The sequence below is a fragment of the Staphylococcus carnosus genome (genome assembly GCF_900458435.1).
Classification (GTDB): Bacteria; Bacillota; Bacilli; order Staphylococcales; family Staphylococcaceae; genus Staphylococcus; species Staphylococcus carnosus.
Window position 1 is genome coordinate 2,124,130 of the sequence record NZ_UHCT01000001.1, and the last position, 22,567, is coordinate 2,146,696.

20 protein-coding genes and 1 tRNA gene are annotated in these 22,567 nt (G+C 34.8%); 6 read left to right on the top strand and 15 right to left on the bottom strand.

Annotated features, from left to right (window positions below):
* The 4 genes from tpiA to DYE31_RS10370 all read right to left on the bottom strand — a co-directional run bounded on the left by tpiA (window position 1) and on the right by DYE31_RS10370 (window position 4,348).
* Window positions 1-762, bottom strand: coding sequence for a triose-phosphate isomerase (gene tpiA, locus DYE31_RS12920; protein ID WP_015899684.1), 762 nt, complete (start codon window positions 760-762; stop codon window positions 1-3).
* A gap of 42 nt (window positions 763-804) precedes the next feature.
* Complete coding sequence (locus tag DYE31_RS12925; RefSeq protein WP_015899683.1) at window positions 805-1,995, bottom strand: phosphoglycerate kinase; 1,191 nt, start codon at window positions 1,993-1,995, stop codon at window positions 805-807.
* A gap of 263 nt (window positions 1,996-2,258) precedes the next feature.
* Window positions 2,259-3,266, bottom strand: a complete 1,008-nt coding sequence (gene gap / locus DYE31_RS10365) for a type I glyceraldehyde-3-phosphate dehydrogenase (protein WP_015899682.1) — start codon at window positions 3,264-3,266, stop codon at window positions 2,259-2,261.
* Between the two features lie 65 nt (window positions 3,267-3,331).
* Window positions 3,332-4,348, bottom strand: a complete 1,017-nt coding sequence (locus tag DYE31_RS10370; RefSeq protein WP_015899681.1) for a sugar-binding transcriptional regulator — start codon at window positions 4,346-4,348, stop codon at window positions 3,332-3,334.
* A 313-nt stretch (window positions 4,349-4,661) separates the two neighbouring features.
* On the opposite strand from DYE31_RS10370, the gene DYE31_RS10375 reads away from it, so the two are divergent.
* On the top strand, window positions 4,662-4,892 hold the full coding sequence (locus DYE31_RS10375; RefSeq protein ID WP_015899680.1) for a hypothetical protein: 231 nt from the start codon (window positions 4,662-4,664) through the stop codon (window positions 4,890-4,892).
* Between the two features lie 75 nt (window positions 4,893-4,967).
* Here DYE31_RS10375 and DYE31_RS10380 read toward each other — a convergent pair whose 3' ends face one another.
* Window positions 4,968-5,858 (bottom strand): DUF4887 domain-containing protein, encoded by an 891-nt coding sequence (locus DYE31_RS10380; protein ID WP_015899679.1) that lies wholly within the window; start codon window positions 5,856-5,858, stop codon window positions 4,968-4,970.
* Window positions 5,859-6,447: 589 nt separating this feature from the next.
* Between DYE31_RS10380 and DYE31_RS10385 the strand changes: the two genes are divergently transcribed.
* Together DYE31_RS10385 and DYE31_RS12710 are read left to right on the top strand one after the other, a co-directional pair.
* A complete protein-coding gene (locus DYE31_RS10385) occupies window positions 6,448-7,350 on the top strand; it encodes a TIGR01777 family oxidoreductase (protein WP_015899678.1) in 903 nt (300 codons plus the stop codon).
* 100 nt (window positions 7,351-7,450) lie between these two features.
* Window positions 7,451-7,624 carry a hypothetical protein gene (locus DYE31_RS12710; protein WP_156248335.1) on the top strand — a complete coding sequence of 58 codons (174 nt, stop codon included), beginning with the start codon at window positions 7,451-7,453 and terminating at the stop codon, window positions 7,622-7,624.
* 48 nt (window positions 7,625-7,672) lie between these two features.
* On the opposite strand, the gene clpP is transcribed toward DYE31_RS12710, so the two are convergent.
* A complete protein-coding gene (gene clpP / locus DYE31_RS10390; protein WP_015899677.1) occupies window positions 7,673-8,257 on the bottom strand; it encodes an ATP-dependent Clp endopeptidase proteolytic subunit ClpP in 585 nt (194 codons plus the stop codon).
* Window positions 8,258-8,404: 147 nt separating this feature from the next.
* On the opposite strand from clpP, the gene DYE31_RS10395 reads away from it, so the two are divergent.
* From DYE31_RS10395 to DYE31_RS10405, 3 genes are all read left to right on the top strand, one after another.
* A tRNA-Arg gene (locus tag DYE31_RS10395) sits at window positions 8,405-8,476 on the top strand.
* Between the two features lie 267 nt (window positions 8,477-8,743).
* Window positions 8,744-10,069 (top strand): branched-chain amino acid transport system II carrier protein, encoded by a 1,326-nt coding sequence (gene brnQ, locus DYE31_RS10400; RefSeq protein ID WP_015899676.1) that lies wholly within the window; start codon window positions 8,744-8,746, stop codon window positions 10,067-10,069.
* 391 nt (window positions 10,070-10,460) lie between these two features.
* Window positions 10,461-11,636 (top strand): MFS transporter, encoded by a 1,176-nt coding sequence (locus tag DYE31_RS10405; RefSeq protein ID WP_015899675.1) that lies wholly within the window; start codon window positions 10,461-10,463, stop codon window positions 11,634-11,636.
* Window positions 11,637-11,685: 49 nt separating this feature from the next.
* On the opposite strand, the gene whiA is transcribed toward DYE31_RS10405, so the two are convergent.
* The 9 genes from whiA to uvrA all read right to left on the bottom strand — a co-directional run bounded on the left by whiA (window position 11,686) and on the right by uvrA (window position 22,566).
* Entirely contained in the window at window positions 11,686-12,630 is a 945-nt protein-coding gene (whiA, locus tag DYE31_RS10410) for a DNA-binding protein WhiA (RefSeq protein WP_015899674.1), read from the bottom strand.
* An 18-nt stretch (window positions 12,631-12,648) separates the two neighbouring features.
* Complete coding sequence (locus tag DYE31_RS10415) at window positions 12,649-13,647, bottom strand: gluconeogenesis factor YvcK family protein (protein ID WP_015899673.1); 999 nt, start codon at window positions 13,645-13,647, stop codon at window positions 12,649-12,651.
* The gene (gene rapZ / locus DYE31_RS10420; protein WP_041613081.1) at window positions 13,634-14,557 is read right to left on the bottom strand and encodes an RNase adapter RapZ; all 924 of its coding nucleotides are present in this window, start codon (window positions 14,555-14,557) and stop codon (window positions 13,634-13,636) included. Before rapZ ends, DYE31_RS10415 begins: the two co-directional genes overlap by 14 nt.
* 168 nt (window positions 14,558-14,725) lie before the next feature.
* On the bottom strand, window positions 14,726-15,679 hold the full coding sequence (trxB, locus tag DYE31_RS10425) for a thioredoxin-disulfide reductase (RefSeq protein ID WP_015899671.1): 954 nt from the start codon (window positions 15,677-15,679) through the stop codon (window positions 14,726-14,728).
* A 109-nt stretch (window positions 15,680-15,788) separates the two neighbouring features.
* Window positions 15,789-17,228, bottom strand: a complete 1,440-nt coding sequence (locus DYE31_RS10430) for a tetratricopeptide repeat protein (RefSeq protein WP_015899670.1) — start codon at window positions 17,226-17,228, stop codon at window positions 15,789-15,791.
* Between the two features lie 20 nt (window positions 17,229-17,248).
* The gene (locus tag DYE31_RS10435) at window positions 17,249-17,731 is read right to left on the bottom strand and encodes an acyltransferase (protein WP_015899669.1); all 483 of its coding nucleotides are present in this window, start codon (window positions 17,729-17,731) and stop codon (window positions 17,249-17,251) included.
* Window positions 17,732-17,745: 14 nt separating this feature from the next.
* Window positions 17,746-18,573: a prolipoprotein diacylglyceryl transferase gene (gene lgt / locus DYE31_RS10440; protein WP_015899668.1), complete on the bottom strand. Its 828-nt coding sequence runs from the start codon at window positions 18,571-18,573 to the stop codon at window positions 17,746-17,748.
* Window positions 18,570-19,511 carry an HPr(Ser) kinase/phosphatase gene (gene hprK, locus DYE31_RS10445; protein WP_015899667.1) on the bottom strand — a complete coding sequence of 314 codons (942 nt, stop codon included), beginning with the start codon at window positions 19,509-19,511 and terminating at the stop codon, window positions 18,570-18,572. The genes lgt and hprK overlap by 4 nt, the downstream gene beginning before the upstream one ends.
* A 211-nt stretch (window positions 19,512-19,722) precedes the next feature.
* Window positions 19,723-22,566 carry an excinuclease ABC subunit UvrA gene (uvrA, locus tag DYE31_RS10450; RefSeq protein ID WP_015899666.1) on the bottom strand — a complete coding sequence of 948 codons (2,844 nt, stop codon included), beginning with the start codon at window positions 22,564-22,566 and terminating at the stop codon, window positions 19,723-19,725.
* Window position 22,567: the final 1 nt, after the last annotated feature.

Below are 22,567 nucleotides of genomic sequence, written 5' to 3' on the forward strand. Positions count from 1 at the left end.
TTATTTAGCACCTTCTAATAATTTTACATAGTCTTCTACTTTCAATGAAGCACCGCCGACTAAAGCACCATCAATATCTGATTCTGCCATATATTCAGCGATATTATTAGGTTTTACACTGCCGCCGTATTGAATACGAACTGCATCTGCTACTTCTTGGTTTGAAAGTTCAGCAACTGTTTTGCGGATAAATGCGCTCATTTCATTAGCATCTTTAGCTGTAGAAGATTTACCAGTACCAATTGCCCAAATAGGTTCGTAAGCGATAACTACTTGTTTTAATTGTTCGTCAGATAAACCTGCTAATGCTTTTTTAACTTGATCTGATACAACTTCTTCAGCTTTTCCGCTTTCACGTTGTTCATTTGTTTCACCAACACAGATGATTGGAGTCATACCGTGTTTAAACACAGCGTGGACTTTTTTATTAACATCTTCATCAGTTTCGTGGAACAATTCACGACGTTCAGAATGGCCGATAATTACATATTTAACACCTAAATCTGCTAATGCAACTGGAGATGTTTCACCAGTAAATGCGCCGCTTTCTTCGTAATAAGTGTTTTCAGCACCAATTTCAAGTCCTTCTGCTTTACCTTCTTTTACTAAAGTAATTAATGCATCTAATTGAATAGTTGGTGCACAAATAACGGCTTCTACTTCATTTGTATCTGGTAATTGAGGTAATTCGTTTACAAAGTCTTTAGCCTCTTGTACAGTTTTATTCATTTTCCAGTTACCTGCAATAATTGGTTTTCTCATTATTAAACTCTCCTTGAAAAGTTATTATAAAAATACTATTTCTTATTTATCACTGATTGATTGGATACCAGGCAATTCTTTACCTTCAAGGTATTCAAGTGAAGCACCGCCGCCTGTTGAAATATGAGAGAAATCGTCCTCAAATCCAAGCATCATAGCTGCAGCAGCAGAGTCACCGCCACCAATAATAGTAGTCGCATCTTTCATTTCAGCAATTGCTTCACAAACACCTACTGTACCTTGTGCAAAGTTTTCAAATTCGAATACACCCATCGGTCCATTCCATACAACTGTATGTGCACCTTTAAGTTCTTTTTCGAATAATTCAACAGTTTTAGGTCCAATATCAAGTGCTTCTTGATCTGCTGGAATTTGGTCGATTGTAACTACAGTAAATTGTGCTTCATTAGAGAATTCTCTAGCTACTTTAGCATCTACAGGCAATACAATTTTATCGCCAGCACGTTCTAATAAATCTTTAGCAAAGTCTACTTTATCTGCTTCTAATAAAGATTTTCCAATTTCATAACCTTGTGCTTTTAAGAATGTATAAGCCATACCGCCACCGATAAGGACTTTATCAGCTACATTCAATAAGTTTTCGATGACTCCGATTTTATCTGATACTTTGGCGCCACCTAAAATAGCTACAACTGGTTTATCCGGGTTATTTACAACACCGCCGATAAATTTGATTTCTTTTTCCATCAAGTCTCCAGCTGCACTTTCTAAGTTAGATGCAATACCTACGTTGGAAGCATGTGAACGATGCGCAGTACCAAAAGCATCATTTACAAATACATCGCCTAATGAAGCCCAATATTTTCCTAATTCAGGATCATTTTTAGATTCTTTTTTACCATCTAAATCTTCAAAACGTGTATTTTCTACTAAAAGTACTTCGCCATCTTTTAATTCTGCGATTGCTTTTTCTAAAACTTCACCACGTGTATGTGGGATAAAGTTAACATCTTTTCCTAATTTTTCGCTTAAACGCTCAGCAACTGGACGAAGTGTTAATTTTTCTTTATCACTTTCTTCTTTGACTTTTCCTAAATGTGAGAAAAGAACAAGTCTTCCTCCTTGATCAAGGATATATTCAATCGTTGGTAAAGCTTGAACAATACGGTTGTCGTTAGTAATTTTTCCATCTTTTAAAGGTACGTTGAAATCAGCACGTTCTAATACAACCTTACCTTTTAAGTCTAAATCAGATACATGTTTTTTAGCCATCTAAACTTCCTCCTTTGAATGAAAGCATGATTCTTTAATGTCTATAGATTGAGATTAGCATATAGCCGTTAATATTGCAGAAAAAACATCCAAGTAGTTGAAAATTTTTCCATTTAAAAACAAACTATCCGCTAATTCCACTGCAACTTATGATAATTTAAAATAAGCGGAGAAGCGTATGTGCCTCTCCGCTTACTCAAAAGCTGATCATTTTAATTCAACAGCACATTTACAGCTTGTCAAATTACGATCTTATTATCAAATTATTTTACGTCTTTAATAAGGTATTCTAAAGTACGTACTAATTGTGCAGTGTAAGACATTTCGTTGTCATACCAAGCTGCTACTTTAACTAATTGACGGCCTGAAACAGTCATTACACGAGTTTGAGTTGCATCAAATAATGAACCGAATGTCATACCTACAACATCTGAAGATACGATTTCGTCTTCGTTGTAACCGAATGATTCGTTAGAAGCTTGTTTCATTGCTTCGTTTACTTCGTCAACTGTAACGTCTTTATCTAATACAACTGTTAATTCAGTTAATGAACCAGTTGCAACAGGAACACGTTGAGCGCCGCCGTCTAATTTTCCGTCGATTTCAGGAATTACTTTACCAATTGCTTTAGCTGCACCAGTTGAGTTTGGAACGATGTTTTCAGCTGCTGCACGAGCACGACGTTTGTCACCTTTTCTGTGTGGACCATCTTGAGTATTTTGGTCACCAGTATAAGCATGGATAGTAGTCATGAAACCTTCAACTAAACCAAAGCTGTCATTTAAAACTTGTGCTACAGGAGCAAGAGAGTTTGTAGTACAAGAAGCACCTGAAACGATTACGTCAGAGCTGTCTAAAGTATCTTGGTTTACGTTATAAACGATTGTTTTAACATCACCAGTAGCTGGTGCTGAAATTAATACTTTTTTAGCGCCTGCATCGATATGAGCTTTTGCTTTTTCTTCACTTGTATAGAAACCTGTACATTCTAATACAACATCAATGTCTAAATCTTTCCAAGGTAATTTGCTTGCATCTGGTTCTTCGAATGATTTAACTTCTTTACCATTCACGCGGAATCCGCCATCTACAACTTCAACTTCTTCAGTGAAACGTCCTTGCATTGTATCGTATTTTAATAAGTGTGCTAACATTTCATCATCTGTTAAGTCGTTTACTGCTACTACATCGATACCTTCAACATCTTGAATTCTTCTAAATGCTAAACGACCGATTCTACCAAAACCATTAATTGCTACTTTAACTGCCATTATTATGGCCTCCTTTAAAAAGATATTGTTAAAAAGTGAAGTCACTTTTTTATAACCAAAATTGTTTAAGATTGTACGATAGTTTTAGCTGCACCTTCATCTGTAATTAAAATCGTGTTTTTAGGGGCAATTGATAAATAAGCTTTTATCGCTTCACCCTTCGAAGCACCTCCGGCTACAGCAAATATATATTGCTTCGATTCTAAATCTTCCATTTGAAGTCCTATCGTTTTAACTTTATGGACGATATTACCATTAGTATCGAAGTAATAACCAAATGCTTCTCCGACAGCATTGTGATGTTGAAGCATTTCAATCACATCTTTAGGTGAATGGCGTCTGTTCGCCATTTTCAGCGCATCACCAATGCCGTGAACAGTGATATTTGATTGTTTTATTTTGTCTAATGTATTAATGACAGAAGGTTCTTGCAACAACAATTCATATGTAGATTCACTGACATTGTCAGGAACATATAATGTTGTATAATCTCCTCCAGTCTGTTCTGCCATACTCGCTGCAATTGTGTTGGCTTGGTAAACCATATTTTCTCCCAAACCGCCTCTTGCAGGTACAAAAAATGTTTTAAACGGCAGTACATGCATTGAATCACTAACTGATGCCATCGTTGACCCGCCAGTTATAGATACTATTGCATCTTTATAAAAAGTTTTTTCTAAGAGTTGTCCAGCTTGATTACCCATTTCTTTTTTAACTGCACTATCAATATCTGTATCACCAGGTACAACATACACGTTATTAATTTGATAACGCTCTTTAATCAATTGTGCTAAATGGTAACCATCAGAATACATATTGAAGTATGTTTCTAATTCGTCAATTAAACGTTCGCCTTCATCAGTAATTTCCATTCCTGTAGGCTTAACTTTAATTAATTCTTGTTTTTTTAATGTATTCGTTTCTGATCTTAATACACGCTCAGTCAAGTTCATGTATTCACTCAAACTTCTTCTTCCAACAGGTTGGTGCATCTTGATAGTAGTGAGTATAGTAAATCTACGATACATTCTGTCGACAAGCTCAGGAATCAATTTTTGTTGGACTTTAAGCAAGTCTTCCACTACTATTTCCTCCTCTATATCTATAAGGGTCAGTATGCAACCACACTTTGACGTTTTAAGTCCCGGGTGGGACAAAAAATAACATCTCTTATATTTGCAATAATACTATCATCTGTTTTAAAAAGCAAGTCTAAATGCTTAAGATACAAAACTTCTTCTATCATTGCACACAATACTTGCTAACAATTATATTATACCCTTTTCTCATACGAAAAATCATCTTTTAACTTTAGTTTTCAGCCTTATTTTTTTCTTTTAATTACCTAAGCTATGAAATATCTACTATAATAGTCTTTCAAAGGAGGGTTTTAATATGGCTGAAAAAGATGAACAACCTGAAGTTATTGATCCAGAAGACCCTAGATATAAAGACGACACATATTTTCAACCTACCCATTCCAACCAGCAAAAATCCAATTTTGAAAATCAAAGACGTATTAAATATTATTCTTTTGGCGGTTGTTTTCCAATCGGATGCGGTTGCTTGCCGATTCTTATCATTTTATCGTTTTTAATTACATGGTTATTAAATCTAATGAATTAGAAAAAAATGAATTAGAAAAAATGGAGCACGCTCTTATTCAATTTAAGAGAATGCTCCATTTTTGTGTTTAATATATTAGTGTTGTGATGATTGATTATTTGAGCTTGGCTTTTGCGCAGAGTTATTACTTGAATTAGAAGGTGTTTGTTTTGATTGCGCTTGATTAGAGCCACTTGATGATTGTGTGTTTGATTGGTTGCTGCTAGGCGTGTTTTTTACTGTTGGTTGTTGTTGTTGCTGTTCTTGCCCTGGCCTGGGCTTATTATTTGATTGTTGATTTTGAGAATTTTGCTGCTGCTTTTGTTGTTGGTTTTGATTTGATTTTTGTTGCTCTTGTTGTTGCTGTTGCTGCTGTTGTTTCTGCTTATCATCTTGTGCTTTTTGTTGCTCTTGCTGTTTTTGCTGCTCCATTGCTTTATCAGCTTGCTCTTTGGCTTGTTGCTGACGCTCTTTTGCAACTTCTTCATTTTTCTTTTGTTGCTCTTCAGCTTGTTTTTGAGCAGCTTCTTGATCCTTGCGTGCTTGTTCCTGTTGTTTTTTCGATTGTTCTTGTTGTGCTTTATTGTTTTTTGGTTGCTGCTTTTGAACATTTTGATTTTGTTGTTCTTGTCTTGCTGCTTGCTCTCGTTGTGCGTTTAAATTATTTTGTCTTTCTTGTTCTGCAGCTTGTTGATTTGCCCATTCTTCTTCCTGACGCTGTTTTTCTTTACGTTTTTTCTCTTCGTCTTTTTTCTTTTTCTCTTCACGTTCTTTTTTTTCTTTTTTCTCTTTTTTCTCTTGCTTTTCTTTCTTTTGTTCTTGACTTAATCGTTCACTGCCTTTTTTAGAATGATCCACAAAAGAGAAAGTAGCGAATGCGAGCGTAAATAATAAAATTACAACGATAATTGCACTTACTATTTTAGCAAGATTGCTCATCTTATTTTTAGATGATCTGTCAAAATCATTTCGACCTTTATTAGACATGTGCTCTCCTCTTTCCAATTTCTATTCCTAATAATATACTCATTGAGACTTTTCACACTTTAATTTTATTTACCCAATTGAATTGTTTTTTACATAGTTTTCATTAACTAATCATAACATTTTCCCATGATATATACATCATTTTGAAAGTAAATATGGAGATATTTAAAATAATTTAACAATTGCCAATAACTTTGATGTCACCTCTTAGAATATATGAATAGCAATAACGTGGTTATGTACGAGGATGATTAAACTTTAAAACATTGATATAATAATAAGCACATATTCATCTCTAATAAAAAATAATGGACCTATACGCTTCTCGCATAGGCCCAATACTAAAGGGAGTCAAAATTTCACCTTCGCACGTATATTATGGGGTATACTGTTTTTAATTAAGAGATGTTTAATTAATTTTCGAAGGTACTTTCATTATAACTTTTTCAATTAGGTTTTAAATACTTTTGTTAAGTTTTTAATGACATATTAATGACTAAAAATTGAATAAACATTGAATATTTAGAATGAATATTATTTAGCAACATTTAAATTTGTACATACATAACTATAAATGAGGTGGATATATATGAAGGAATTCTTAATTACAGGTGGAACAGGCTTAGTCGGCAGTCATCTTGTTGATGCCATTCATGATACAGATTCACATATCACAATATTAACGCGTCAAGATCGTCATAACTTAGATGATAAAATCACTTATGTCAATTGGGAAAAAGAAGGATGGGAAGAAAAAGTACCTAATCACATCGACATCGTTATTAACCTTGCCGGGGCTTCTTTAAATAATCGTTGGACTGATGATTATAAACGCGAACTCATGTTAAGCCGTATTCGCTCGACCCAAGCACTTTTTGAATTATTTGAACACAAAGGCACGCATCCTTCTGTATTATTCAATGCTAGTGCAGTCGGTTACTATCGTCCTGATTTCCACCGCACCTATACAGAACTTTCTAAATGTGATCCTCATGATTTTTTATCTGATATCACATATCAATGGGAAAGATTAGCGCGTCAATTTGAAAAACTAGGAACACGCGTTATAATTGGCCGCTTCGGAATGATTCTTTCTGATGAAGGTGGCGCTTTACCAACTATGAAACTCCCATATAGATTTTACTTTGGAGGTAAATTAGGAACTGGTTTCCAATGGTATTCATGGATACACATCGCTGATTTAACAAGAGCGATATTATTCCTAATTAATGATTCACAAGCAGAAGGTGTTTTCAATCTCACAGCCCCCGTATCTGAACGTCAAAATTTATTTGGATACACTTTAGCTAGAGAAATGCACAAGCCACACGAAACATGGGCGCCGAGTTTAATACTTCGTCTTGTTTTAGGGCAACGCGCAACCATTATATTAGATACACAAAAAGCGATTCCGAATCGCTTGCAAGCACGCGGTTTTAATTTTGCTTTTCCAAACTTAAAAGCAGCGCTAGATAATTTAGCTCGTGAGTAATTTAGTGTATAATAGTAACCTATTCCACATACAATTTTATTGTTGTATGGAAATCTGATAGAAGATATCAGTAGTGTAATTAGAACGAAGGTGTTTCAATATGTCGTCACAGATTTTACTAGTATTAGCAAGTGTGCTATTAATTTGTATCGGAAGTTTTGCAATGACAACACAGATGCCCTCTCTTTTTATCGCACTTCTATATTTATTAATAGGTGTTATTTTGTTGGCCAGTGTCTTAATAAAATATGTTAAAGAGCGCAGCCAAAAATAAAAAAAGTTCCGGAAATTAATTTCCGGAACTTTTTATCGTTTATTCATTTTATTTTTCAGGTTGCATTACTTCATCAATTAAACCGTATTCTTTAGCTTCATCAGCTGTTAAGAAGTTATCACGATCTGTATCTTTTTCAATTTGTTCAATTGATTGACCAGTACGTTCAGCTAAAATTTTGTTTAATTTAGCACGTGTTTTTAAGATGTGAGTTGCAGCAATTTCGATTTCAGTTGCTTGTCCTTGAGCACCGCCAAGTGGTTGGTGAATCATTACTTCAGCATTTGGTAAAGCGAAACGTTTACCTTTTGCACCTGCTGCAAGCAAGAATGATCCCATTGAAGCAGCCATACCGATGCAGATTGTTTGTACATCTGGTTTAATGTGTTGGATTGTGTCATAAATTGCAAATCCAGCAGTCACACTGCCCCCTGGTGAGTTAATATATAAATAAATATCTTTCTCAGCATCTTGTGCTTGTAAGAATAATAATTGTGATACGATTGAGTTTGCTACGTTATCGTCAATTGCTGAACCTAACATGATAATACGGTCTTTTAATAATCTTGAATAAATGTCATAAGCGCGTTCACCGCGGTTAGTTGTTTCTATTACTGTAGGAATTAAATTCATTACATTTCCTCCTTGTACTTTTATGAATTAACTATATTTTAACCTAAAAGTCAAAAATGGTCAAAAATAATACTCACCATGTTTCTATAATCCATATTGACCCTGTTGGTGGTTAAAGGTACACTAATAATTGTCTGTTATCATTTACCCCTCGTAGTGTAATGGATAACACATAAGATTCCGGTTCTTACAATAGGGGTTCGATTCCCTTCGAGGGGGCTTTTTAAGCTTATAACTTTTGATGGTTATAAGCTTTTATTATGCTCATTTTATTTCCCCATCGATTTTGAAACGGCAGCAACCTCAAATACTGCACACCATTTTACACTTTTTAGTTCTATTTAACTCTTTTAATTAACTAAGCCAAATTTAATCTTTTCTAATAATTAGAATTATGTTAAAGTTTATATGTTTGAAAGATATCAACTTAGTTAATATTCAGAAATTTTTGTAAATAACGTTTTTTTGATTTTTTGGGAGGTTCAAATGAAAAAAGTAATATTAGTATCAGGTTTAATGCTTTTCTCCTTATTTTTCGGAGCTGGCAACTTGATATTTCCACCAATGTTAGGTTATACCGCACAAGGTAATATGTGGGTAGGTATGACAGGTTTTGCAATAACCGGTATTTTAATGCCATACATAACTGTTATCGTAATCGCCTATTATGATGGCGGCGTTGAATTTATAGGTAATAGGGTTCATCCGAAATTCGGATTTATTTTCGCTGTGTGTATTTACTTATCTATCGGGGCACTTTATGGTATCCCGCGTGCGGCCAATGTCGCATACGAAATTGGAGCTAAATCAATTTTACCATTCCATAATACTTGGACATTAGTTGGTTTTTCACTTGTATTCTTTATTGTTGTTGGTTTAATTGCTTTATATCCAAATAGAATGGTAGATAATTTAGGGAAAGTTTTAACACCTGCTCTTTTACTCGTAATCGGGGCACTTTGTATTGCAGCTATTATTCATCCAGAAGGAAAAGTTGGAGAGCCACATGGTAAATATGCAGAAGCGCCATTAGTATCTGGTATTCTAGAAGGATATTATACAATGGACTTAGTTGCAGCCCTTGCTTTTTCAGTTGTTATTGTACAAAGCTTCAAGTTAGCAGGTATTTCTGATAGCAAAAAAATAGTTAAAAATGTGATTTTAGCTGGATTAATTTCAGCCGTACTCTTAACAATCATTTATTTTTCACTTGCCTATCTCGGTATCACTACAAGTAAACCAGGATTTGAAAACGGCGCAAGTATCCTAACATATAATTCAGTTAGATTATTTGGTGCTTTCGGTAATATTTTATTTGGTGTCATTGTAATTTTAGCATGCTTAACGACTTGTATCGGACTCGTAAATGCAAGTTCAGCATTCGGAATGAAGAAATTCCCTAAGATTTCATATAAGACCTATGTTTTAGTCTTCTCATTAGTTGGATTCTTAATTTCAACTTTAGGACTAAACATGATTTTACAAATTGCCGTTCCACTTTTAACTTTTATTTATCCGATTTCTATCGTACTTGTCTTGATTTCATTAGTCGCAATTGTAATACCGACACATTTAAAAATTGCTTATATTCTACCGACAATTTCAACATTGATCATATCAGTACTTGAAATACTTAATACTTTTAAATTAATTAAACCATTGAACCATTTATATCAGGCATTACCATTGTCAGAACAAGGTTTAGCTTGGTTATATCCATTTTTAGTATTAACAATCATCGGTATTATTATTGACTTTATGAGAAACAAAAATACCGTACGCTCTAATCAAGTCGATGAACAAAAAGCATAAAGTACTTCAGTTTGATAAATAACAAGCAGAAGAACCGAAGGAAATTCTAGTCAATTTCCTTCGGTTCTTCTTTTATTTACATACAGCTTCAAAATCATTTTCTTCCTCTTTACTTTTCCTAATTTTTCACAATATTTTTATATTGGGCAAACCCGTTTTAATTTAAATTTGATGTGTTAAAATTAATATTGCATTTTAAAGGTAACACTGCTCAACAATTACCCCTTTGTTGACAGTTTTTAGCGGATCGGCAAAAAGAGAGTTAATCTTTTTAAGCAGTTCGTATAGGTAAAGGGACGTGTCGGATTCATTTGTCCCTATTTCTTTATGTAAAAATTCAAGTTTTTTCAAAACAAGACATCATATTAATTTAATGAAAGGTAGGTTTGTAATGGATCAAAAGTTTAATTACAACTTAATTACAACTGTATTCTTTATTACAGGTATTGCAGTTATGTGTAGTTTGTACTCAGCTATCCCATTAATGCCTGTCATTGGCAAAGAACTTCATTTAAGTGAAAGTGCAACTACATTAATAGGTGTAGTATTTTCCATTTCATATTCAGTCAGTTGTATGTTTTATGGCATTATTTCTGATAAATTCGGCAAGAAAAAAGTAATCCTTGTAGGTTTATATATGTTAACATTAACAACTTTTGCAATTGGCTTTATTCACAACTTTATTTTGTTATTAATTGTGAGAGTTATTCAAGGCATGGCAGCAGCTAGTTTCTCATCTGTCTCACTCACTTATGTAACAGAAGTATTCCCTATCAATAAACGTGTTACTGCAATTAGTTTTATCAGCACAAGCTTCATGTTATCTGGAGTTATCGGTCAAAACTTGAGTGATATTATCGCTGCACATATGAGTTGGCGTATTGTTTACTTTATCTTGACTGTTGTTTATATTTTATTAGCTTTTTGGATTTTACGTGCAATACCAAAAAGTCCGTACCATATCCCAGATACAAAATTCTCAGTATTCTTTAAAAATATGAGACATATTTTTGATAATAAAGGTATTGTATTATGCTTTTTCGTATCACTTACGATTCTTACGTCATTCGTTTCAATGTATACAATTTTAAATGAATTTCTAACATCAAAAGCCATCCATGCAGACTTGACCATGATTTCTACTGTTAAGTTATTTGGTTTAATCGGTATGTTACTTGCACTTGCTGCAGGTCGAGTTAGTGATTTTATCGGTGTTAAAAAAGTATTGCTTATTGCGCTGCTCACGAGCGGTATTTCAATTATATTAATGGGCATTTCACATAATGTCATTATCATTACAACATTCAGCGTAATCTTTATCGCAGGTATTGCTTTTGCGATTCCTTCAGTCATTTCTCAAATCGGTTTATTGACCGATAAAGATAAAGGGTTCTATCTTTCTATTAATACATTTATGTTATTCATTGGTACAGCCATTGCGCCAGTATTATCATTAAGATTATTAGAATTACCTTCATATTCTCTCATGTTTGCAGTACTATCGATAGTGAACTTTATTGGTTTTGCAATTGCATTCTTCATCCCAAAAGCACAAATCACTGAGTAATGTCAGCATTATAAAAAAAGGTTATTCCCGAAAAATGGGAATAACCTTTTTACATATCGATATGTTCTCCGCTTCGAATTTTATCTGCAAGTTCATTCAACTTACGCAAACGATGATTAACACCTGATTTTGAAATAGTTCCTGTTGAAACCATCTCACCAAGTTCCTTCAATGAAACATCTTGATTTTCTACACGCAATTTAGCAATTTCCTTCAAACGCTCAGGCAGGTTCTCTATTCCGATTTCTTGATCAATGAGTTGAATACTTTCAACCTGGCGCATTGCAGCACTTACAGTTTTATTTAAATTGGCTGTTTCACAATTCACTAAACGATTTACTGAATTACGCATATCCCGTACAATACGGACATCTTCAAATTTCAACATTGCTTGATATCCGCCAATCAAACTAAGGAAATCCGAGATTTTTTCAGCTTCTTTTAAATAAACAATACTGCCCTTTTTACGTTCAAGATGTTTAGCATTCAATTCGTATTCATTCATTAATTCTGCTAAACCTTCTGAGTGATTTTCGTACAAAGAAAAAATCTCTAAATGATAAGATGAAGTCTCTGGATTATTGACTGAACCGCCTGCTAAAAAAGCACCTCTGAGATAGCTGCGTTTCATTTCATCATCTTGAATCATGTCTGGATCAATTGCATGCGTAAAAACACCATCTTTTAATATCCCTAGCTCATCTAAAATCTCTCTGGATTTTACTTTTGTTCTACAGATATAAATATTGTTTTTCTTTAATTTCATTTTCTTTCTGACAAGTATTTCTACTTCAATATTAAAAACTTTTTTAATTAAAGAATAGATACGTCTAGCAGTTGTAGCATTTTCAGTTTGTACATTAATCACAAATTGCTGATTCGACAAACTGAGTGCACCATTCATACGGATTAAGGCGCTTAATTCAGCTCGCGCATTTTTTTCATCGACATCTATTCTCGTTAATTCATTTTTCATGTCTGATGCAAAGCTCATGCTGCGCCATTCCCTTCTTTACTTTTTTCTTTTTTTAGGCTTAAACGGTATTGTACTCGTAAGATCTAATGCTAAATCATAAATCATTTTCGCAAGTATTGTCGTATTATGACGGACACGATTTTTTTCAGAGATGTGTACTAAGTTTTCATCTGTTAAAGGTGTGATACCTTCCGCTTCAAGCTCTTCTTTATGATACTTAACAGGTTCAGCATGCTCTTTACGATAGTTTTCCAAGATTTGCTCACTATAATCTTCGTTTCCGCAGCAAATCACATAATCAATAAAGTCTGTTCCCATATGGCGATTCAATGCATGTACGTGATCCATAACATCAAAGTCATCTGTTTCGCCATGTTGTGTCATTACATTAGATACATAAACTTTAGGTGCATGACTCTGCTGTATCGCTTTTCCGATACCTGGTACGCATAAATTTGAAAGTACACTTGTATAAAGTGAACCTGGGCCTAGAACAATTAAATCAGCATGTTCCAGTGCGTCAACCGCTTCTTCCATTGGTTGTACATCTGCAGGTTCAATAAATACACGTTTGATCTTTTTTTGACGCTTAGGAATGCTTGATTCACCATAAACAATTTCCCCATCTTCCATTTCAGCATTGAGTCGAATGCTTGAATTTGTAGAAGGTATAACACGTCCTTTAATATTTAGTATTTTGCTCAATTCTTTGACCGCATGTCCAAAGTCATCTGTAATATTTGTCATTGCTGCGATTAATAAATTGCCTAAAGAATGTCCTTCTACTTGATTATCTTGAAAACGATATTGGAACAGTTCTTTTAAAGTCGGCTCAGTATCACTTAATGCTGCAATGACGTTTCTGATATCTCCAGGGGCTGGAATATCCATCTCATTGCGTATTTTACCTGTACTGCCACCATCATCTGCTACAGTTACAATTGCAGTAATGTCTATCGGGTAATCTTTCAGACCACGTGCCAAGACAGAAAGTCCTGTGCCGCCCCCGATTAATACGATTTTAACTTTTTTCATTCTCCACGCCACTTTCAATATGTGCATCTCTATGATGGACATACACATTATAGTCATAACTTTCGTTTAAATCCTCAGCAAGACGTTTGGCTAATGCGACTGAACGGTGTTGTCCGCCTGTACAGCCGATTGCGATGACCAATTGGGTCTTGCCTTCTTTTTTATATCCCGGAATCATAAACTTCAATAAATCTAACAACTTATCATAGAAAATAGCTGTCTCTTGCCATTTCATGACATATTGATACACTTCATCATCTACACCAGTCAATGGTCTGAGTGCTTCGACATAAAATGGGTTGGGCAAGAAGCGGACATCAAATACTAAATCTGCATCTTGTTGAATACCATGTTTAAAACCAAAACTTGTGACACTGATACTGAAAGTTTCAATATCATTTCTATTAAACAAATGATTGATTTGAGCACGTAATTCTTTTGGTTTAAGTACTGTTGTATCAATCACATAATTCGCAATACTGCGGATTTCTGTTAATGAATTTCTTTCTTCCTCGATAGCATCAATTAATGAACGTTGCCCATTATCATTTAATGGATGCGCACGACGTGTCTCTTTATATCTGGAAATGAGTTTGGCTTCACTTGCTTCTACAAACATAACGTCTACAATCACACGGTTTTGACTGCGAAGTAAATCCACTTCTTTAACTAAGGATTTGAAAAATTCTTGTCCGCGTAAGTCAATTGCAATTGCTACTTTTCTTAATGACGGATTACCTTGTTCCATCAATTCTACAAATTTAGGGAGTAAAATAGGCGGTAAATTATCTACACAAAAATACCCTAAATCCTCCAAATTTTGCAAAACCAAAGATTTCCCTGCGCCTGACATACCTGTAACCACTAATAATTCACTTTTACTTACGATTTCATTTTCTTCATGTTGCATTTTGCCACCATCCTGTTTAAATTCGCTCATAATATCCTCATTATACTCAATACTATCACATTAACTTCCTGGATTGGCATTGCAAATGCAGAATATGTAAAAAGGTTTGAATAAAACACGAAAAATTTACAATCATGTAATACTCAAACCTTCTCTGTTTTTTTTTAATTATGCTTCAGTTGCGAGTTTATCTTTCACTTCTTCAATATATGCTTGAGCATTTTGTGCAGCAATACTGCCATCACCAGTTGCAGTTACAATTTGTCTTAAACCTTTTTCACGCACATCGCCTGCAGCGTAGATGCCTGGAAGTTTAGTTTCCATTTCATCGTTTGTCACAATATATCCTGCATCATTTGTAATACCTAAATCTATGAATGGTGCTGTTAATGGTTTCATACCAATATAAACGAATACACCATCAGCTGGTAATGTTTCTTCTTTACCATCTATAGTAGATTGTAATGTCACTGAACCTACTTTACCGTTTTCTTCGTTAATTGCAGCTAAAGTATGGTTCCAGATAAAGTCCATTTTTTCGTTTTTGAAAGCACGATCTTGCAAGATTTTTTGTGCACGTAATTTGTCTCTGCGGTGTACTACTGTAACACTGTCTGCAAATTTAGTTAAGAATGCACCTTCTTCAACAGCAGAGTCTCCGCCGCCGATAACGAATAATTTTTTACCTTTAAAGAATGCACCATCACACACGGCACAATAACTTACACCGCGTCCGCCAAGTTCTTCTTCACCCGGCACACCGATTTTTTTATATTCTGCACCAGTTGTAATGATAACTGCATAAGCTGTTACAGATTTATCTCCATAAACTATTTTTTTAACATCGCCTTCGTCTTCAATACTTTTAATATCGCCGTATTGATAAACCGCACCAAATTTTTGTGCATGGTCAAACATTTTTGTAGATAAATCAGGTCCTGAAATTGATTCGAAACCTGGGAAGTTTTCTACATCTTCTGTATTTGCCATTTGTCCGCCTGGCACACCGCGTTCAATCATCAATGTTTTTAAATCTGCACGAGAAGCATATACTGCCGCAGTCATCCCTGCTGGACCTGCGCCGATAATTACAACATCATAATCAGGTTGTTGAATAGCCATTAATATTGCCTCCTATTTTCATATCATCATGTATTATATTATATCGTTGACTCTAAATATAACGATTTGCTCAAAGTTAAAATTAAACAAATAATTATATTGTCATTTTTTAAACTTCTAACAGTATGTCGATCGATTTATTCAATCGATAAGTTGAAATATCAAACCATTCTGCTGCTTGTTTTTTAGTCACCTTTTGTTGAGACTGTTGGAAAAACAAATAAACAAATGCTGCAACATAGCCCTCAACATGTTCCAAATCATATCCACCTGCGATAATACCTTCCGCCCGATCAATCCATGCTATAAAAAGATTATGGTAATGACGCAATGTTTCATTCTCATATAATGCTAACATGCCGCGGTGAATGAAATCTAATTTAACTAGTTTCAACTCTTTAATGAGATAAGTCAGATACAATTTTTCATATTCATCCATCGTTTCTAACACAGACCATACTTCTTCAGTAATCATTAATTCTTTGCCGTTGACTTGATTCAACAGGAAGATTCCATAAATGCGTGCATGATTATCTTCACTTGTAAGTAATGGCATAATATTAGATCGGAAGAAATTATCGTTTTCTGAAATGACCCATGGAGGATAACCCGGATTACCATTTGCCATTTCCCTAAGTTTATTCCAAAATTGCATACTTTCTTCTTTATTTCCGAGGAAATAATAGTTATAACTGAGTGCGTGAAAAAGCTGTAAAGAAATAAATTTCCCTTTTTTATATAAAGGGAAGAGTAATTTCTGAGATGCTTCATATTTTTTTAGGTAACTTAATACTATACCTAACTTAAACGTTTCATCGTCGTTCATTGGCACTACTTTGGATAAGGATTGCAAGTAATTGGGATATGCTTTGTCTTTTGTATTATAAAGCAGCAGTATATAGTGGCATAACGCGTGTACATCTGTCTGATTTTCTTTCAGCAATTGCTTCAACATAGAACGCGCCTGGTCATAATCTCCTAAATATAAATAGCTCATGGCTAAGAGGTTACGAATACTATGATGCGCACGTACTTTCATTTCTTGTCTCAAAATGTAATCTCGTGCATCTTCTAACCTTCCTTGAGAAAAGAGGTGTTGAAAAATCATTTGAACTGCAAATGCTTGGCTTTCTTTTTCTAATTTGTCTAAATCATCATAGACAACTTCAAACATTCCTTCTAGTTCAGAACGATATGCTTCATCATCTGATTCCAACACATAATTCATGCCGAAGCAAAACGCTTTATTAGGATCATTTAATGAGATATAAAGCTGGCTTAATTGGTAGTATGCATCTGCCAAGTGTTCTCCTTTGGCAATATAATCATAATAATAATCTGCAACATTACCGCCTCGGCCTATTTCTTTTAAAGCTTCTGTATAATCTATGAGTAATTCAAAGTCAGAAGGTGACAATTCAAAGGCTTTATGATAGTATTCTGCTGCTTTATGATAATCTTTTTGTTTCGCTTTAGATTCTGCAACTCTTTTGAAAAAAGCAGCATCTCTCTGCATAGGTATGACATTTTTATGTTCATTTTGTGCCATGTATTGCCCCTCCTTTCTAACTATTTGCGTATTTGTATTGGATTGCCGAATGCTAAGGCATTGTCAGGGATATCTTTACTAACAACTGTCCCTGCGCCTACACGAACGTTTTTACCTATCGTTACACCCGGTAATATTGTTGTATTAGCTCCTATTAATGTGTTACTTCCGATAAACACTTCGCCGATACGATATTCTGTGACTAAAAATTCATGAGTCAATATTGTTGTATTATACCCTATCACACAATTGTCGCCAATATGAATTAATTCAGGATACAATACATCCGGCATTACTTTATATGCAAAAGAAGTTTTTTGACCGATTTCCATTCCTAAACAAGCACGGTAAATCCATCGTTTCAAAGGTAACGATGGAATAAACCGTGCAATCTCAATTAATATCGTTTGTTTTAACACTTTAGGAAATCGAATAATTTTATACATATGCCATAACGGATTCGTGTGAGGGAAATGATTTACAACTTTCTTATATTGTCTCATGTCATCACTCTTTTCTATTTAGGCCAAGGGAGTGCCTTGACATCTTTATACTTTGGAGGTTGATATTTGAAACGGCGATAAATAATCATTGCAATACCGATTAATATCAAGAGAATCGATACAAGTTGAGCGACACGGATGTTGCTTGTTAACATCAGACTATCCGTACGCAGTCCTTCAACAAAGAATCTGCCGATTGAATACCAGATAAGATAAGTAAAGAACGTTTCTCCAATTCGTAAATGCTTACGTAAAAATAATAAAAGTGCAAAACCTAGGACATCCCAAATTGACTCATAAAGGAAAGTCGGTTGATAATATCTGCCGTCAATATACATATTATTAATAATGAATTCTGGAATATGCATGTTTTCTAACACACTTTTAGCAACAGGGCCGCCATGTGCTTCGTGATTCATGAAATTCCCCCATCGACCGATACCTTGCGCTAAGATAATGCTCGGTGCAATAATATCTCCGACTTGAAGGGGGTTATGATTGTTGCGTCTGCAAATTATTACCCCGGTAATAAATCCACCAATTAAACCACCGTGAATAGCAATACCACCATGCCAAATCATCGGTATTTCTGCAGGATTAGCTGCATAATAAGGCCATTGGAAAATAACAAAATAAATGCGTGCAGTAATAAAACCAAAGATAGCACTCCAGAAAATAATATCTACGAGTGCGTCTTTATGTAATCCTGCTCTTTTAGCGCCTTCTTGTGCTATAAAGTAACCTAATAAAATACCTGCAGCAATAATAATTCCATACCAGTGTACTTCAATAGGTCCTAATTGAAAGGCTACAGGATCAATGTAAGCCAAATTCGAAATCATGACTCGTTCTCCTCTTTATGTTCATTTTTTCGTAGAATTTCAGCATTCAAACGTTCATTAAACTCTTCAGCTGTGTTAATTCCCATAATGTTCAAGCGATAGTTCATTGCAGCAACTTCAATAATCACTGCGACGTTTCTGCCTGGACGAACTGGAATTGTTTTTTTCGTAATTTCTGTATCTAAAATTCGTAATGTTTCTTCATTCAGACCAACGCGATCATATAATTTATTTTTATCCCAATTCTCAAGATTAATGTTTAAACCGATTTTCTTCTCAGTCAAGATAGAACCAGCACCAAACAAGGTCATCACATTAATAATGCCTAAACCGCGAATTTCTAATAAATGTTCAATTAATTTAGGCGGTTTACCTATTAGTTCATCTTTAGTAATTTCACGAATTTCTACATTATCATCTGCGACAAGACGATGGCCGCGTTTTACTAATTCTAATGCTGTTTCACTTTTACCAATACCAGAATCGCCTGTAATTAAAACACCTACGCCATACACATCGACTAATACACCATGTAATGATGTTGTCTTAGCCAGTTCGTGTTCTAAATAAGTTGTCAAACGACTCATTAAACTAGTTGTCGCATCTTTAGATGTCAATAACGGCGTACCTAATTCTTTTGCTGCCACAACCAATTCTTCAGGCGGTTCAATATCACGCGTTACGATTATCGCTGGAGTATCTGGTCGACATAACTTGCGCAATCTGCCATGACGTTCTTCATCAGGAAGCAGATTATAGAAAGAAAGTTCCGTTGTACCTAATAGTTGGATACGATCTGACGCGTAGTGAGAGAAGTAACCTGCCATCTCTAAACCTGGTCTAGAAATATCTGTATTATGTATAGGTCGGTCTAATCCTTCTTCGCCTGCAACAAGTTGCAAATTAAATTTATTAACGAGTGCTCTTGCAGTTAACATAATTTCACCTCAATCCTCAATTTCCTTTATTTCTCTTATCTCTATCATATCAAAAAAGTATGTCTAGACGTTATTTGTTTGATAAATATCACTTGATACATTCTATCACTTTTTGACTTTGTTCAAAAATTTATTCTCTTTCATTGAATGAAAACATTCTATGTATGTAAAAAAGACATTTTGCATTCACAAAATGTCTTTTTCTAGTCTCTTATTTTGTTTCAACTGCTTTATCACGTTCTAATACTTTTTTAAGGTATTTACCAGTATAAGAATCTGGTGCTTCAGCAATTTCTTCAGGTGTTCCTGTCGCAACAATAGTACCTCCGCCATCGCCGCCTTCAGGTCCTAAATCAATAATATAATCAGCTGTTTTAATAACATCTAAATTATGTTCAATAATGACTACTGTATCTCCGTTTTCTACAATTCGATCCAACACTTTTAATAATCGGCTGATATCATCCACATGCAAACCTGTTGTCGGTTCGTCCAGGATATAAATTGAACGGCCAGTTGAACGTTTATGCAATTCAGATGCTAATTTCACACGTTGTGCTTCTCCGCCAGATAATGTCGTTGCAGGTTGTCCTAATTTCACATAACCTAAACCTACATCAACTAATGTTTGTAATTTACGTTTGATTTTAGGAATGTTTTCAAAGAAATGCGTAGCTTCTTCAGCAGTCATATCTAATACGTCTGCAATGTTTTTACCTTTATATGTCACTTCTAAAGTTTCACGATTATAACGTTTGCCGCCACATACTTCACAAGGTACATAAACATCTGGTAAAAAGTGCATTTCTATTTTGATAATCCCGTCACCTTTACAAGCTTCACAACGTCCGCCTTTCACATTAAAACTAAAACGTCCTTTTTGATAACCGCGGATTTTTGCTTCATTTGTTTGTGCAAACACATCACGAATGTCATCAAATACGCCTGTATAAGTTGCTGGGTTTGAACGCGGTGTTCTGCCGATTGGAGATTGGTCAATATCAATGACTTTGTCTAATTGATCAATACCTTCAATTTCATCTACTTTACCAGGTCTTACTTTTGAATGATTGATTTTTTGCGCAAGTGTTTTATATAACACTTCGTTCACTAATGAACTTTTACCTGAACCTGAAACACCTGTAACTACAGTCATTGTAGATAATGGGAAATCTACATCTACATCTTTCAAGTTGTTGCTTTTAGCCCCTCTGACTTTCAATCTGCGGTCAGTTGCTGGGCGTCTATATTCTGGTACTTCGATACGTTTTTTACCGCTCAAGTATTGACCGGTTAATGATTTCTTATTACGCATGACTTGTTTTGGTGTACCGCTTGCTACGATTTCTCCACCATGCTCACCAGCTCCCGGACCCACATCAACCAAGTAATCCGCTTCTCTCATTGTGTCATCATCATGTTCTACTACAATCAATGTATTTCCTAAATCACGCATTTCTTTCAACGTTTCAATTAAGCGGTCATTATCTCGCTGATGAAGTCCAATTGAAGGTTCATCCAATACATAGAGGACACCTGATAATCTCGAACCAATTTGAGTCGCTAGACGAATACGTTGTGCTTCTCCGCCGGATAAAGTTCCTGATGAACGGTTTAATGTCAGATAATCCAAGCCAACATTATTTAAAAAGTATAGTCTTGAAATAATTTCTTTTAAAATTAAATCTGCAATTTTGCGATCTTGCTCTGATAAATCAATATTTTCAAAGAAATCCAAAGCTTCTTTAATTGAATACTCAACCACTTCACCGATATTAAGACCTGATACATAAACTGATAACGCTTCTTTGCTCAAACGTTTACCATGACATGTTTCACAAGGAAGTTCTGTCATATATTTACGCATCACTTCACGAACATATTCCGATGGCGATTCATGGAAACGTCTTTCGATATTTGGAATGACACCTTCAAACGGCATTGTGCGTGTCCGTTTTTGTCCATTACGAGATTCAAAAGTGAATTTGATTTCTTTATCTTTAGAACCATATAAAATAATATCTTTTTGTCGATCAGTTAATTTCTTGAAAGGTTTATCCATTTTAATTTTATAAACTTCACAAACACGTTTTAAAAGAGTCGGATAAAAATCTGAACTCTTTGGTTCCCATGGAACAATAGCACCTTCTTCAAGTGTTTTATCTTGATCAGGTACAATTAAATCAATATCTGCAGTTAACTTTTGGCCTAGTCCATCACAATCAGGACATGCGCCGAATGGGCTGTTAAAACTGAACATACGCGGTTCTAATTCACCAATACTGAAACCGCAAATCGGACAGGCATGATTTTCAGAGAACTTCATTTCATCTCCGCCGATAACATCAACAGTTAAATTGCCTTCTGCTAATTCCAAAGCTGTTTCCATAGAGTCAGCAAGTCTGCCTTCTATACCATCTTTGACAACTAAACGGTCTACAACCACTTCTATTGTATGATTTTTATTTTTATCTAAATCCGGTACATCATTAATGTCTAAAATTTCTCCATCAACACGTACACGAACATAACCTTTTTTACTAATATCTTCTAATAATTTTTCATGTGACCCTTTACGATGATTGACAACAGGTGCCATTAATTGAATTTTAGTTCTTTCTTCCAATTCTAAAGTACGGTCTACCATTTGCTGTACCGTTTGCGACTCAATTTGAATACCGTGTTCAGGACAATATGCTTTACCTACACGCGTATATAACAAACGAATATAATCATATATTTCCGTTACAGTAGCAACTGTAGAGCGCGGATTTTTGCTTGTTGTTTTTTGATCAATTGAAATCGCAGGTGACAATCCCTCAATTGTGTCAACATCTGGTTTATCCATTTGCCCTAAAAATTGGCGTGCATAGGCACTTAAAGATTCAACATAACGGCGTTGTCCTTCAGCATAGATTGTATCGAACGCTAAGGAAGACTTACCAGAACCTGATAAGCCTGTCATCACAATTAATTTATTCTTCGGTAATTCTACATCTACATTTTTTAAGTTGTGCGCTCTGGCACCTTTTACAACTATGGATGGTTCTTTCATC